15 protein-coding genes are annotated in these 14,259 nt (G+C 73.2%); 9 read left to right on the forward strand and 6 right to left on the reverse strand.

From position 1 onward, the window contains the following. Positions 1-804 (forward strand): aspartate aminotransferase family protein (locus DLJ47_RS22470; RefSeq protein WP_146228166.1); only part of this gene is annotated, 804 nt, incomplete at its 5' end. 72 nt (positions 805-876) lie between these two features. Here the strand turns inward: DLJ47_RS22470 and DLJ47_RS22475 are convergent. Both DLJ47_RS22475 and DLJ47_RS22480 read right to left on the reverse strand, forming a co-directional pair. Continuing rightward, a complete protein-coding gene (locus DLJ47_RS22475) occupies positions 877-1,557 on the reverse strand; it encodes an ABC transporter ATP-binding protein (protein ID WP_109902442.1) in 681 nt (226 codons plus the stop codon). Further along, the gene (locus DLJ47_RS22480; RefSeq protein WP_109902444.1) at positions 1,554-2,642 is read right to left on the reverse strand and encodes an ABC transporter permease; all 1,089 of its coding nucleotides are present in this window, start codon (positions 2,640-2,642) and stop codon (positions 1,554-1,556) included. The genes DLJ47_RS22475 and DLJ47_RS22480 overlap by 4 nt, the downstream gene beginning before the upstream one ends. 168 nt (positions 2,643-2,810) lie before the next feature. Between DLJ47_RS22480 and DLJ47_RS22485 the strand changes: the two genes are divergently transcribed. Together DLJ47_RS22485 and DLJ47_RS22490 are read left to right on the forward strand one after the other, a co-directional pair. Further along, the gene (locus DLJ47_RS22485; RefSeq protein ID WP_109902446.1) at positions 2,811-4,031 is read left to right on the forward strand and encodes a sensor histidine kinase; all 1,221 of its coding nucleotides are present in this window, start codon (positions 2,811-2,813) and stop codon (positions 4,029-4,031) included. Then, positions 4,028-4,684, forward strand: coding sequence for a response regulator (locus DLJ47_RS22490; protein ID WP_109902448.1), 657 nt, complete (start codon positions 4,028-4,030; stop codon positions 4,682-4,684). The genes DLJ47_RS22485 and DLJ47_RS22490 overlap by 4 nt, the downstream gene beginning before the upstream one ends. 117 nt (positions 4,685-4,801) lie before the next feature. Here the strand turns inward: DLJ47_RS22490 and DLJ47_RS22495 are convergent, their stop codons facing one another. Continuing rightward, entirely contained in the window at positions 4,802-5,200 is a 399-nt protein-coding gene (locus DLJ47_RS22495) for a hypothetical protein (RefSeq protein WP_088993147.1), read from the reverse strand. A gap of 217 nt (positions 5,201-5,417) precedes the next feature. Between DLJ47_RS22495 and DLJ47_RS22500 the strand changes: the two genes are divergently transcribed. The 6 genes from DLJ47_RS22500 (at position 5,418) to DLJ47_RS22525 (ending at position 11,795) form a co-directional block, all read left to right on the forward strand. Then, on the forward strand, positions 5,418-8,339 hold the full coding sequence (locus tag DLJ47_RS22500) for an AfsR/SARP family transcriptional regulator (protein WP_109902450.1): 2,922 nt from the start codon (positions 5,418-5,420) through the stop codon (positions 8,337-8,339). A gap of 68 nt (positions 8,340-8,407) precedes the next feature. Next, entirely contained in the window at positions 8,408-8,647 is a 240-nt protein-coding gene (locus tag DLJ47_RS22505; protein WP_109902452.1) for a hypothetical protein, read from the forward strand. Between the two features lie 67 nt (positions 8,648-8,714). Next, the gene (locus DLJ47_RS22510; RefSeq protein WP_109902454.1) at positions 8,715-9,203 is read left to right on the forward strand and encodes a hypothetical protein; all 489 of its coding nucleotides are present in this window, start codon (positions 8,715-8,717) and stop codon (positions 9,201-9,203) included. 3 nt (positions 9,204-9,206) lie between these two features. Next, positions 9,207-10,985 carry an ABC transporter ATP-binding protein gene (locus DLJ47_RS22515; RefSeq protein ID WP_109902456.1) on the forward strand — a complete coding sequence of 593 codons (1,779 nt, stop codon included), beginning with the start codon at positions 9,207-9,209 and terminating at the stop codon, positions 10,983-10,985. Continuing rightward, entirely contained in the window at positions 10,982-11,293 is a 312-nt protein-coding gene (locus DLJ47_RS22520) for a S24/S26 family peptidase (protein ID WP_109902458.1), read from the forward strand. The genes DLJ47_RS22515 and DLJ47_RS22520 overlap by 4 nt, the downstream gene beginning before the upstream one ends. A 1-nt stretch (position 11,294) precedes the next feature. Beyond that, positions 11,295-11,795 (forward strand): MauE/DoxX family redox-associated membrane protein, encoded by a 501-nt coding sequence (locus tag DLJ47_RS22525; RefSeq protein WP_109902460.1) that lies wholly within the window; start codon positions 11,295-11,297, stop codon positions 11,793-11,795. Positions 11,796-11,848: 53 nt separating this feature from the next. Here DLJ47_RS22525 and DLJ47_RS22530 read toward each other — a convergent pair whose 3' ends face one another. The 3 genes from DLJ47_RS22530 to DLJ47_RS22540 form a co-directional block, all read right to left on the reverse strand. Then, complete coding sequence (locus DLJ47_RS22530) at positions 11,849-12,556, reverse strand: VOC family protein (RefSeq protein ID WP_109902462.1); 708 nt, start codon at positions 12,554-12,556, stop codon at positions 11,849-11,851. 215 nt (positions 12,557-12,771) lie between these two features. Beyond that, positions 12,772-13,641: an AraC family transcriptional regulator gene (locus DLJ47_RS22535; protein ID WP_109902464.1), complete on the reverse strand. Its 870-nt coding sequence runs from the start codon at positions 13,639-13,641 to the stop codon at positions 12,772-12,774. Between the two features lie 126 nt (positions 13,642-13,767). Beyond that, complete coding sequence (locus DLJ47_RS22540) at positions 13,768-14,187, reverse strand: hypothetical protein (RefSeq protein WP_199235970.1); 420 nt, start codon at positions 14,185-14,187, stop codon at positions 13,768-13,770. Between the last annotated feature and the right edge of the window lie 72 nt (positions 14,188-14,259).

A 14,259-nucleotide genomic window follows, 5' to 3' on the forward strand; every position in this document is an offset into this window, starting at 1 on the left:
AACCCGTACCGTCCCGACTTCACCACCCCGGACGGCGAGTTGGACTGGCAGCGGCAACTCGACTACGGCTTCGCCCTCGTCGACGCCCAGTCGTCGGGAAGTCTCGCGGCCTGCATCGTCGAACCGATCCTCAGCTCCGGCGGCGTCATCGAGCCGCCCCCGGGCTACTTCGCCGCGCTGGCAGCCAAGTGCCGTGAGCGCGGCATGCTGCTGATCGTCGACGAGGCGCAGACCGGTCTGTGCCGCACCGGCACGTGGTACGCGTTCCAGCGCGACGGCATCGTGCCCGACATCCTCACCCTCTCCAAGACGCTGGGCGCCGGCCTACCGCTCGCCGCGGTGGTCACCAGCGAGGAGATCGAACGCACGGCACACGAGCGCGGGTACCTCTTCTACACCACCCACGTGTCCGATCCGCTCGTCGCCGCCGTCGGCAACACCGTGCTCGACGTCCTCGAAGAGGAACAGATGGACGTCCGGGCGCGGGATCTCGGCGAGTTCCTCCGCGCTGGCCTGCTCGAGATACGCGGCCGGCACCACGTCGTGGGAGACGTACGGGGACGCGGCCTGATGCAGGGCGTCGAACTCGTCGTCGACCGGGAGACGCGGCAGCGCTCGGACGCTCTCGGCGCCCGGATCACCCGCCGCTGTCTCGAACTCGGGCTCCACATGAACGTCGTGCAACTGCCCGGCATGGGTGGCACCTTCCGGATCGCGCCGCCGCTCACCGCGACGGTTGAGGAGCTGGCCCTCGGCCTGGAGATCCTGGACCAGGCCATCGGCGAAGCGAAGGCAGCCACCTGACCGATCGGCAACCGGAGCGCGGCGGCCGCGCCCATCCTCTCCGCTCACCGGCATTCCGGACGGTGTGCCCAGTCAGGCTGGTGTCGGGACGCGGAGGCGTCCGTCGTGCATCTCGACGACCCGGTCGACGGCCGCGAGGTGGGCGCGGTCGTGAGTGACCAGGACGGTAGCCGTGCCCTGCTGGTGGGTGAGGCGCGTGATCAGGTCGATGACCGCCGCGCCTCGTTCGCGGTCGAGGGCGCTGGTGGGTTCGTCGACCAGCAGGATGGTGGGGTCGTTCATCAGCGCCCGGGCGATGTTGACGCGCTGACGTTGACCACCGGAGAGCTGGTGCGGGTGGCGCCGGGCCTGGCCGGCGAGACCGACGGCGTCGAGCAGTTCCATGGCACGGCCACGGGCCTTGGCGGCAGACCGGCCGTCGATCTCGGCCAGAACCTGCAGTTGTTCGGCGGCGGTCAGAGACGGCAGCAGGTGCGGCTGCTGGAAGACGATACCGATCGTGCGGCGGCGAAGGTCGGTCAGTTGTGCGCGGGGCAGGCCGGAGGTGGTCGTGCCGTCGATGGCGAGGACGCCGGAGTCAGGAGTGATCAGGGTGGCGGCGACCGCGAGGAGGCTCGACTTGCCGGAGCCCGAGGGGCCGACGACGGCGGTCAGGCTGCCCTTGGCGACGTCCAGGGTGACGCGGTCGAGGGCGGTCAGGCGGGAATCCCCGTCGGGATAGGTGAGGGTGACGTCGGTCAGGCTGAGGCTCATCGGGCGGCTCCCAGGGCGGTGAGCGGGTCGACGGAGGTGATCCGGCGGATGGACAGGGCGGCCCCGAGCACGCCGAGCAGGATCATCACCGCGGCCGGAACGAGAACCGTGGCGGGGGCCAGGACGAACGGCACGGCCGAACCGGAGACGACGGCGCCGAGACCGGCGGCGATGCCGGTGCCGATCAGCGTGCCGCCGGCGAGCAGGACGACGGCCTGGCCGAGGGCGTCCTTCAGCAGGTGAGCGGCGGGGGCGCCGAGGGCCTTGAGGACGGCGACGTCGGTGCTGCGCTGGATGGTCCAGACGGTGAAGAAGGCACCGATGACCAGAGCGGAGATAGCGAACAGGAAACCACGCATGAGCTGCAGGGAGCCGTTTTCGGAGGTGTAGGAGCCGATCGCGGACAGCGAGTCGTTCCTGGAGGTCGTCCTGGTGCCCGCGGCCCGGTCGGCGGCTGCCACGTCGGCGCCGGCGGTGGTGGTCAGGGCGATCACGGTAGCGGTCGGGCCGCCGCTGCCGCCGGTGGGCGGTGCGATCTGCTGCCAGACGCCGAGACTGGTCCAGATGACGGGGGTGTGGCTGAAGAACGCGTCGCCGTGGATGGCGGCTACTGTCAGGCGCTGCCCGGCCAGGGTGAGCTGGTCGCCCGACGCCAGGCCCAGGTCGTCGGCGGCCGGGGCGGACAGCACCACCCGCTGTCCGTCGAGCTTGCCGCTGTCCGGGGCGAGCCGGGAGCCCGGCAGGACGCCGAAGGCGGAGACCCCGGCGCTCCTGTCGCCCGCAGCGGCCCTGGTCGTCGTGATGCCGATCGGTTCGGCGCTGGTGACCCCCGGAGTCTGGGCCCACCGCCGCCACTGCATCTCCGTGACGGTGGAGTTGGCGTACGAGAGGTCCCGCCCGCCGCTCGGTGGACCGAAGGCGATCTTGTCGGCGGGCAGGCCGGTGATCGCGGAGACGTTCTGCTGGGCCAGACCGGCGGTCAGCCCGGACAGCAGGCCGACCAGCAGGGTGATCAGCACGATGACCGTGCCCATCAGGGCAAACCGCCCCTTGGCGAACTTCAGGTCTCTCCAGGCGACGAACACGGCCCTGGCCTGCCCTTCTGACGGTGAAGTGGTGACCTCCACGGTCCCCGCCAGGCCCCGGCCCGGGCATCTGCCATGGATTGGCACTTCCGGGCCCGGAAGGCGGCACGCGGGTTCTAACTTTTGATGGAGGCCGCTCGCCGGTCCGCTTCCTAAGGTGGAGGACCTGTGGACACCACCGCTCCCGCCCTGACCCCCGCCACCCGGGCCCTGGCCTGGTGCCTCCACCTGCTGGTCGTCACCCTGCTCGTCCTGGCCGGCGCACGCGCCGTGGCCGACGGCAGACCGGATGCCGCGATCATCGTCGTCGCCGCGGCGGTGTTCGCGCTGGTGTACGCGGCCGGCGCGCTCCTGCCCGGCATCCGTCGCCGCCGGAGGGCCGCCGTCTGGTGGCTGGTCGCGATGGCAGCGGCGTGGTTGGTGCTGCTGGCCCTGTCCCCCGACGGGGTGTGGGTCGCCTTCCCGCTGTACTTCCTCCAGCTACACCTGCTGCCGCGGCGGGCCGGCCTGCTAGCCGTGGCCGCGACCGCGCTGGCGGCGATCATCGCCCTCGCCGGCCACCGGGGCTCCTTCAGCACCGCCCTGGTGATCGGCCCGGCGCTCGGCGCCGCGGTGGCGGTGGCGGTGGTGTGGGGATACCAGGCTTTGTACCGGGAGAGCGAACAACGGCGGCGCCTGATCGAGCAGCTCACCGCGACCCGCGCGGACCTCGCTCGAGCGCAGCACGACGCCGGTGTGCTGGCCGAGCGGGAGCGTCTCGCCCGCGAGATCCACGACACGCTCGCCCAGGGCCTGTCCAGCATCGAGCTGCTGCTGCGCGCCGCCGAACGCGCCCTGCCCGGCGGGCCGGAGGCCGCCGTCGACTACGTGGGCCAGGCCCGCCAGGCCGCCGTGGACAATCTCGCCGAGGCACGCCGCTTCGTCGCCGCCCTCAGCCCGCCGGCCCTGGCCGGCGCCACGCTGGCCGGCGCGCTGGAGCGGCTGTGCGCCACCACCAGCGCTCGGCACCGGGTCACCGCACACTTCCGGGTCACCGGCACCCCTGTCCCGCTGCCCACCGCACACGAGGTCGCTCTGCTACGGGTCGCCCAGTCCGCCCTGGCCAACACCGTCCGCCATGCCGACGCCACCACCGCGGCGCTCACCCTCAACTACCTCGGCGACCACGTCGTCCTCGGCGTCGTGGACGACGGGACCGGCTTCGATCCCGGCCAACCGCTCCCGCGACGATCCGAGGACGGCGGGTTCGGCCTGGCCGCCATGCGCGCCCGCATGCGGTCGGTCGGCGGCAGCCTGAGCGTCGAATCCGCTCCCGGCCACGGCACCGCCCTGGCCGCCCGACTACCCCTCGTCACCCGTGGCGCTGACGAACCCGACGCCGACTCATGAGCGACAGCCCGATCCGACTGCTCCTCGCCGACGACCACCCCGTCGTGCGGGCCGGGCTGCGCGCCGTGCTGGCGGCCGAACCCGGTCTCGTGGTCGTGGCCGAGGCCGACACCGCCGAGGGTGCCGTCGCCCGCGCCGCCCAGGGCGACATCGACGTCGTGCTGATGGACCTGCAGTTCGGCGCAGGCATGAACGGCGCCGAGGCCACCGCCGCGATCACCGCCCGACCGGACGCCCCCCGCGTCCTGATCGTCACCACCTACGACTCCGACGCCGACACCCTGCCCGCCATCGAGGCCGGTGCCACCGGATACCTGCTCAAGGACGCCCCCACCGAGGACCTGGCCGCCGCCGTACGCACCGCCGCCGCCGGCCGCGCCACCCTGGCCCCGGCGGTCGCGGACCGGCTCATGAACCGGCTGCGCACACCCGGCACCGCGCTGACCCGGCGGGAGACCGAGGTCCTCGCCCTGGTCGCCGACGGGCTGTCGAACCAGGCCATCGGGCGCCGCCTCCACCTCACCGAGGGAACAGTGAAATCCCACCTGGCCCGCATCTACACCAAGCTCGGCGTCGACTCGCGCACCGCCGCCACCGCCGCCGCCACCGACCTGGGCATCATCCGCCGTCGGCCGGGCCAGCACCGGCCCTGACCGCGGTCGGGCCGGCCTTGCACCGGTCGGCTGGCCAGGTTCGGCCGGGCGCCGACCCGGGCGGAAGCCACCGGCGGGCCGGCCCGCCGGGAACGGACGGGCCGGCGTCCGGTCAGCTCAGGCGACGCCGTACGAGCTCTCGGCGCAGCACGTCGAGTCGGACCAGTACTGGTAGACCACGACCTCGACCTTCCGCCCGTCCGGCACGTTCTTCGACCCGGTCTTGCAGCCGTCCGAGGAGTTCGAGTCGGCGACCGAGAACTCGTTCACCCAGTAGCCGCCCGCGGAGTTGTACGAGTAGATGACGCCCCGGATGCCGCGGCCGTCGGCGCTCATGTCGCAGACCTTGAGGCTGTCCCCGTCGTGGTACCAGACGGCCTGGCCCCGGGCGGTTCCACCGGCGTACGTCCAGGCCATCGCGTTCGCGCCGGCCATGGCCGGCGAGGCGGCAACGGTGACGGACGTGACCACGGCGAGCACCGTCGCCGCGAAGAGCGACGTGATCCGACGCAGCATCAGGATGTGTCCCTTCTGGATAGACAGACCGGCCCGCACCCTATCGACGTCGATGGCCGGGGCGAGACCCCCGAGCGCCCGGTGAGGTATTGATCACTGTGGCCGTCGCGATCCGGGCCGACCCGCACCGCACCCGCCGCCCGGGCCAGGCGCGGCGGCAGCAGGTCGGGCGAACCGCCCAAAGCGCAACCAGTGGCCGCCGCGCTAGCTTTGCGCGGTGCGCGGGTATCGGATCGGCGTCCTCGGACGGATCGAGTTGAGCGTCGACGGGGTAGCTGTGTCGCTCGCCCCGCTGGAACGGGCGTTCGTCGCGAGCCTGGCGGCCCATCATGGACGCATCGTCTCCGTCGACCGCCTGATCGACGGACTCTGGCCGGACCACCCGCCGACGGGTGCGCGCAACCGGGTCCAGGCGCTCGTCGCCTCGGTCCGGCGCGGTGCGACGCCCGAGCTGATCCTCACCAGGTCACCCGGCTACGAGCTGAACGCCGCGGCGGTGCTGGACGCGGCGGAGTTCGCCGCCGACGTGCGGGCCGCCGCGACCGCCACCGACGCCCGCTGTGCCGTGGAGCTGCTCGACCGGGCGCTGGCGCGCTGGCGCGACGACGCGTTCGTCGACGTCGACGCGAGGCTGGTCGACGTCGAGCGTGACCGCCTGCACGAGCTCCGCGAGCACGCGGTCGAGCTGCGCGTCGAGGCTCTGCTGTCCCTCGGACTGCATCAGGAGCTGGTGCCGGAACTGACCACGCTGGTGCGTGACCGGCCCCTCCGGGAGCGGCTGCGCGGCCAGCTCATGGTGGCCCTGCACCGCAGCGGCCGGAAGGCGGAGGCGCTCGCCGTGTACCGGACCGGAGCCCGCCTCCTCGCCGAGGAGCACGGCATCGACCCGGGGCCGCAGCTGCGACAGATGCACCGGGAAATTCTCGGCAGCGAGCAGGAGCCGTCCCCGCCGGCGCGGGTTCGCCCCAACCAGCTCCCGGGCGTCCCCGGCGACTTCGTCGGCCGGGACAAGGAGCTCGGGCTGCTGCTGTCGTTGCTGGGGCGCAACCCCCCAGCCACCGGGGCCGCGCAGATCGTCGTCGTGACCGGGCTCGCGGGAACGGGCAAGACCACCCTCGCGCTGCGCGCGGCGCACGAGAGCCGCCACCGCTTCCCGGCCGGGTGCCTCTACGCGGACCTGCGCGGCAACACCACGGACCCGACGCGGCCCGGCACGGTGCTCGGCGCCTTCCTGCGCGCCCTCGGGGTGGCCGGCGAGGCCATCCCGGCGGCGGTCGATGAACGCGCGGCGCTGTACCGTTCCGTGCTCGCCGACCAGCCCATGCTGGTGATGCTGGACAGCGCGGCGGACGCGGCGCAGGTGCGCCCGCTGCTGCCGCCCGCCGGCAGCGCTGCGCTCGTCACCAGCACGGCGGCGTTGCCCGGGCTGCCGGGCACCGAGGTCGTCCCGCTCGACGTCCTGCCGGTCAACGACGGCCTCGACCTGCTGGCCGGGCTCGCCGGCGCGGAGCGGCTCGATCGCGAGGCCGCGGCGGCCGTCGACGTGGTGGAGCTGTGCGGCCGCCTGCCGCTCGCGTTGCGCATTGCCGGCGTACGGCTGGCCGAGCGGGAGGCGATGCCGGTGGCGCGGCTGCGCGACCGGCTGCGCGACGAGCGGCGCCGCCTCGATGAGCTGTCGCTCGACGGGCTCGACGTGCGCAGCAGCTTCACCGTCGGGTTCGAGCGGTTGCCACCGCCCGCCGCACGGCTGCTCGCGGTGCTCAGCCGTACGTCGCTGCGCAGCTTCGGCATGTGGGACGACAGCACCGAGCCGCTGCTGGAACAGCTGTGCCGGGCCCACCTGCTGACCGCCGAGCCCGGCGGCAGGGTCCGCATGCACGACCTGGTCCGGCTGCACGCCCGGGAGCGCACCGAGGTGAGCGCCGACCAGGTGGTCGCCTGGTACGGACGACTGCACGCGTACGCCGAACGCGCCGCCGCGGCGCTGCCCTGCAAGGCCCTGCCGGTGGCGGACGCGGTGTCCGCGATCGACGCCTGGGACGCCGTCGACTGGTTCGAGGCGGAGCGGGAGAACCTGGTCGCGGCGGTGCGGGACCTGCTCCGGCTGGACGCGGTCGACCTGGCGGGGCGGTTGGCCTGCACGATGGGCAACTTCGCGATGATGCGCAGCCAGCACCTGCCCGACTTCGTCGACTGCCTGCGCGGCGTGCTCGACCGCGCCGCCGACCTGCCGGCGCCGACCCGGATGTCGCTGCGGCTGCACCTGGGCACGGCCTACCGGATGGTGAACCGGCACGCCGAGGCCGTTCCGCTGCTGCGCGCGGCACACCGGGACAGCCGCGGGCCGCTGGTGGCACACCGGCTCGTCGCGCTGCACGGCTACTCGCTGTGCTGCCGTCACCTCGGCCGGCTGCGGGAGGCGGACGCCGCGCTGCTGCTGATGGTGCGGACGTGCGCGGCGCACTGGCCGGTCGGCCCGGTCGGCGGGCACGTGCTGCTGACCCTCGGCGAGCAACACGGGCAGTACCAACTCACCTCACCGTTCGCCCACGCCGCCCTCACCGCGGCCCTTGGGCTATTTTCCGATGGTGGTGACCTGTGGGGCGAGGCGCTCGCGCGGGAGAGCATCGGGCTGCTGCACCGGCACGCCGAGCAGTGGCCGCAGGCTCTGGAGCAGCTACGGCAGGCGGTGACCGCCGCGCGCCGGCTCGGCGACCGGGTCAGCGTGACCACCGCCGAGCAGGCGCTGGCCGCGACGCACCTCGCCGCCGGCGACACCGACGCCGCGCGCCGGCTGCTGACCCGGACGGTGTCGGCGTTCCGCGAGATGCGCCACGAGTGGGGCGAGGCGATCTCCCGCCGGCTGCTCGGCAAGGTGCACCTGGAGGAGGGCGACGCGGGACGGGCGGTGCCCGAACTGGAAGGCTCGGTGGCGATGCTGCGCGGCCTGGGGCAGCCGTTCCCGCTGGCGAACTCGCTGAGCCTGCTGGCGCGTGCGCAGGCCGCCCTGGGCAGGCCCGAGCGGGCCGTCGCGCTGGGCGAGGAGGCGCTGCGCATCTTCGAGCACTTCGACGCCGCGTACGTCGACGACCTGCGCGGACGGCTGGTGGGCTGGCGGAGCGCAGCCGGCGCGCAGTAGCAGCGCAGGGCGCGCGCAGCGGCGGCCCGCACAGTGATGGGCAACCACCCCCACAAGGAGGTTTGCCCATGACCAGGATCATCACCCGCGTCGGCGACGCCGTGCTCGGCAAGGTGCTCGGCCGCGAGGAGGCCGGCGCCTGCGTGCCGGAGAACGGCCAGGCGTGCGGGTGCGTCGCGTCCAACGGCTACTGCTCGGGCGGCACGTACTTCCGCTACTACCGGCAGGGCTACTACAACTGCTACGGCTCCTGCGTGACCTCGACGTCGCGGCCGATCTGCTACACCAAGAAGGTCGGCGTCTGCTGACCTGACTTCCCCCGGGGGCCGCGCCGTCCGGCGCGGCCCCCACCCTCTGACTCGCCGAGGAGTTCCCATGTCAGGTTTCGCCTACGCCGCCATCGCCGTCGTCGGCGCGGTCGCCGTGCTCAACCTCGTCCTGACCCTGGCCCTCGCCCGGCGGCTGCGCGAGGTGCAGGCCGGCCACGCCCACGACCACGGTGGCGAGCCCGTTCCCGAGGTGCTGCCCGCCCCGGGCCTGGATGTCAGCGGCTCCCCGCACGCCGACCTGGCCACCGGCCGGCGCACGGTGGTGATGCTGACCCCCAGCTGCCCACCCTGCCAGGATCTCCTGGAGGCGCTCACCGACGACGCCGAGCGCTACCGCCACGACACCCTGGTGTTCATGATCGGCACGCCGGCGGAGACGGCGGCGATGGCCCCCCGCCTGGCCGCCTTCGACACGGCGACGATCTCCGAGGCGCAGGCCGAGAAGGAGTTCCGGGTCAAGGGGTTCCCCGCCGTGCTGTCGGTGGTCGACGGCGTCGTCGTCGGCGCCAGCCACCAGCTTCCGGTCCTGGCCTGAGACGTGGCGACGCTGCGAGCCGCCCTGCGGCTTGGCTGCGCCGACCCGAAGGCGCTCACCGCCATGGTCGCCCTCGTCCTCGTCGGCGCGGTGCCACCGCTCGGCATCGCGTGGTTCACGAAGCTGCTGTTCGACGAGGTCAGCAGGGGCCGCGCGGCGAGCCCGTCGACCGCCACCTGGTACGCCGTGGCGATCGCCGTCCTGGGTGCCCTGGCGGCGATCGCCAACCGCGTGTCCGGCTACTTCACCACGGCGTTGCAGCACGCCATCACGATCGCCGCCGACGTGCGGCTGTACCGGAAACTGAACAGCTTCCTCGGGCTGGGCCCGTTCGAGCAGCCGGCCCTGCGCGACCGGCTGGCGCTGGCCCAGCAGGCCGCCGACCAGGCTCCGTACGCGGTCGTCATGTTCGCGGTCAGCGTGGCCCAGAACGTCGTCACCATCGGCGGCTTCGCCGCGATCCTGGCGTCCCTCTGGCCGCCGGCCGGCCTGCTCCTGCTCGCCGTGGCCGTGCCCGAGTTCCTCATCCAACTGCGGCTGTCCCGGCGGGCCGCGCGGGCGGTCGAGGACAGCGCCGGCCTGTTCCGGGCCCGGTTCCTGTTCCAGGCCGTGCTGACCGACCTGCGCGCCACCCGGGAGGTGCGCCTCTACCACCTCGGCCGGTTCTTCCACGACCGGCTCACCGGCGCCGTGCGGGCTGCCGCCCGGATCGAGCTGGCCGCCGCCCGGCACGCCACGGTGGTGCAGACCTGGTGGGCGCTGGCCGGCGCCGCGGTGACGCTCGCCGCGACGGTGATCGCGGTGAACGCCGCGGTCCGCGGCCGGCTCAGCCTCGGCGACCTCACCCTCCTGCTGGCCGCGTTCGGCGCGGCGCACAGCGGGCTGGCCGGCATCGCCAGCCAGCTCGGCGAGGCCGGCGCGGCCGTGCGGCTGTTCCGGCACTACGTCGCCGTCCTCGACAGTCCCGCCGACCTGGCCGACGGGTCTCGTCCAGCGCCGCCGCTGCGCTCCGGAATCAGGTTCGAGGACGTGTGGTTCCGCTACGACGAGACCGGCCCGTGGATCCTGCGGGGCGTCGACCTCACGATCACCGCCGGTGAGGCCGTCGGGCTGGTCGGGCTCAACGGTGCCGGCAAGAGCACCCTGGTCAAGCTGCTCTGCCGGTTCTACGACCCCGACCGCGGCCGGATCACCTGGGACGGCGTGGACCTGCGCGAGCTGCGGGTCGAGACGGTGCGCCGGCGGATGGGGGCGGTGTTCCAGGACTTCATGTGCTACGACCTCACCGCCGAGGAGAACGTCGGCATCGGCCGGCTGCCGCACACGGCCGAACAGGTCGAGGAGGCCGCCGCCCGCGCCGAGATCCACGACCGGCTCCGCGCCCTCCCCCACGGGTACGGCACGTTGCTCAGCCGTACCTTCGCCGACCAGGACGGCGAGCCCGGGGTGACGCTCTCCGGCGGGCAGTGGCAGCGGGTCGCGCTGGCCAGGTCGCTGATGCGCGCCGACGCCGACCTGCTCATCCTGGACGAGCCCAGCTCCGGACTCGACGCCGATGCCGAAACCCGGGTGCACGCGTCGCTGGCCCGGATCCGGCACGGCCGCACCGGCCTGTTGATCTCCCACCGGCTCAGCACCCTGCGCGACGCGCGGCGCATCGTCGTGCTCGACGCCGGACGCGTCGTCGAATCGGGCGGGCACGACGAGCTGATGGCGGCCGACGGCGAGTACGCGCGGCTGTTCCGCCTCCAGGCCGACGGCTACCAACTGGCGGCGTCGTGACCGGCTGGCTACGCCGCCGCTGGCGGCTGGTGGTCGTACGCGGGCAGAGCATGGCGCCGACGCTGCGCGACGGCGACCGGCTCCTCGTCCGCGTCGGGCGGGCGCCGACCGCCGGTGACCTGGTCGTCTTCCGGGCCCGCGACGTCGTTCCGGAGGCGGACCTGACGTGGATGGTCAAACGCGTGCACCGGGTCGAGGCTGACGGCGCCGTGTCGGTACGCGGGGACAACGCCCACAGCCAGGACTCGCGGCATTTCGGGGCGGTGCCACGCGAGGCGATCCTCGGCGTGGCCAAGGGGAGGCGGTGACATGTACGTCGAGATCGGGTGCCGGATGCTGCTCGGCACGGTGCTGCTGGCGGCGGCGGTCGGCAAGGTGTCCGGGCGGGCCGCGTACCGCGAGTTCACGAACTCGGTCCGGGACATGGGCTACCGGCCGGCCGGGCCCCTCGCCGCGGCCGTGGTGACCGCCGAGTTCACCGCCGTCGTCCTGCTGGCGGTGTTCCCGCTGGCCGGTTTCGTCACCTCGGCCGCCCTGCTGGTCGCCTTCACCGTCGCCATCGCCGCGAACCTGCGTCGCGGCGGCGGCACCTGCCGGTGTTTCGGCCGCACCGCCACGCCGCTGGGCCGGCACCACGTGTGGCGAAACGCGTTCCTCATCGCCGTCGCTGCCGCCGGCGCGCTCGCCCCGGCCGGGTCCGTACGCCCGGGCGAAGCGGTCGCGGCCGTCGCCGGCGCGCTGGTCGTCGGCGTGCTGGTCGTCATGCTGGACGAGCTGCGGTACCTGCTCGGCGCACCCAACCGGACGTGACCGCCGCGCGGCCGGGTCGGCGCTTCCGAGAGCGACCCGACCGCCGTGCCGGGTCAGGTCCGGCTGACGCTGAACTCGTTGCCGTCGGGGTCGGCCAGCACGACGGCGCCGTCCGCACCGACCTCGAGCCGGGTGGCACCGAGGGAGATCAGCCGGTCTACCTCGGCCTGCTGGTCACCACCGGCCGGGGCGAGCTCGAAACGCTGCCGGTTCCGGCCCTCCTTCGGGGTCACCGGCGGGCCTCCCCACGCGACCTTCGTGCCGCCGTGCGGCGACTGGATCGCGGTCTCCTCGTCCTGATCCCACACCAGCGGCCAGCCGAGCGCCTCGCTCCAGAACAGGCCGACCGCGCGGGTGCCGTCGCAGGCGACCTCGCCGAGCAGGCCGCACCCGGCGAGGAAGTTGTTGCCCGCCTCGATCACACAGAACGCGTTGCCCTCGGGATCGGCCAGGACGATGTGCCCCTCCTCGGGGCGCTGCCCGACGTCGAGGTGGCCGCCGCCGAGCCTCAGCGCCGCGGCGACCGTGTGCTGCTGGTCGTCGGCTCTGGCGCTGGTCAGGTGCAGGTGCAGCCGGCGGGCCGACGCCACCTGCTCCGCGCGGCTCGGGGCGAACCGGAGGCTGACCTGGGTGTCGTCACCGGGCAGGAGCGCACCACCGGCGTCCTCGACGACCTCCCGGCCGAGCAGGCCGGCCCAGAACTGCGCCAGGCGGGTCGGGTCGTGCGCGTCGAAGGTCACCGTCAGGGTTCGCGAGGGCATCACTGCACAGTAGGTACAGCGCGGCAGGACAACAAGGCGGTTTTCGAGCAGCCCGTCGGTCAGCGTTTCGCCCTTTCCTGCCGAACGGGGCCACGTCTGCGGGCCTTCAACGAAGGTCCGGTACGCGGGAGGACGCCTCTGGGCACCGGCCCGGCCACCTTTCGGCAGGTGGCCGGGCCGGATCCGTCATGCCGTCCGGACCTCCGCCCGGTCCGTCACGTCGGTTCGACGGGCAGCCACAGCTCGCAGGTCGCGGTGCTGAAGTCGTCGGCGCGGTCGAGGACCGCGACGATCGAGGGCCCCGGGCGCAGCCGCCACGGGTTGGCGGGGAACCACTCGGTCGCGGTCGCGGCCCAGGCGTTCTGCAGGGCCTGCGGATGGGGTCCGGCGGTGCGGAAGACCGCCCACCTGCCGGCCGCCACCTCGATGGCGTCGAGGTCGTCCGGGACCGGCGTGTCCCCGGCGACGGCGACCCCGTGCAGGTAGGTCAGCTCACTGCCCTCGGTCCCGTCCGGGTCGAGGTCGTCACTGACCTGCAGCAGGCCCGCCGGTTCGGTGTTGCCGATGGCCTTCAGCCGCAGATGCTCCTCCTGCGGCAGGGCCGTGATGTGCCGCTGGATGTGCGGGTTGACGCCCTGATGGATCAGGGGAACCCGGGCTGCATGCCCGACGAGCCGGAACGCGGGGCGGTCGACGATGCGGGTGTCCATGGGGATGCTCCCTTCGACGGTCAGGCGGAACCTGAGCTGGGGTTGGACGCGAAGAGGGCCTCCGTCGCGGCGGACGTCGCTCGGACCGACGCCGTGGACCGCCCGGAACGCTCGTCCGAACGCCTCAGTCGAGCCATATCCGTAACGGACGGCGATGGCGAGCAGGTCGTCCTCGCCCCGGACGACGTCGGCGGCGGCGACGGTCATCCGGCGCCGGCGCACGTACTCCGACAGCGGCATGCCGGCCAACGACGAGAACATCCGGCGCAGGTGGTATTCGGTGGTGCCGACCGCCCTGCCCAGTCCGTCGACGTCGAACTCCTCGGTGAGGTGCTCTTCGACGAGGTCGACGAGCCGGTTGAGTGCCGTGATCACGAGGCCTCCTCTCGACGTCGAGCCTGGCCGAAGCATCCTGGCCCGCGCCCGACCGCTGCGGTCCGATCCGATCATCTCCCGCCGGACGAGCCGATCCGCCGCCTGCCCGGCGTGGGGTCGCTCGGGTCAGCAGTGGGCGAGTTGCTGGCGGCGGCGCAGGAGCACGGCCAGCATGGCGGTCAGCATGAGGACGTGGACCGCGACCATGAACGACATCGTTCCGATGACCCCGGTCCACACCAGGGGCACCAGCGCGACCGGGACGTACATGGCCGCGCACATCTCGAGGGTCGCGGCCCACGGGTGGCGGCGAACGCCCATCCAGATGGCCATGCCGATCGCCATGTCCGTCGCCATCAACAGGTACGCGGCGCCGGGGCGCTCGGCGAACGGGACGGTGAGCCCGATGAACGAGCGGAGGGCGCCGATCACCATCATGCCGACGGTCATCGCGACGACCATCTCGACGTAGTGGCGGACCAGCGGGCGTACTAGACGAGTAGTTCCGATGTCAGGGGTCGATGTCTGGGTATGAAGAGAGGGCATCCAGGATCATGTTGTGACGCAAGACCTGGACACCCTCTTGACCGCACTGTACGTGAAGATCGACGACACCAT

The sequence above is a fragment of the Micromonospora sp. S4605 genome, from assembly GCF_003176715.1.
GTDB classification, from domain to species: Bacteria; Actinomycetota; Actinomycetes; order Mycobacteriales; family Micromonosporaceae; genus Micromonospora; species Micromonospora echinaurantiaca.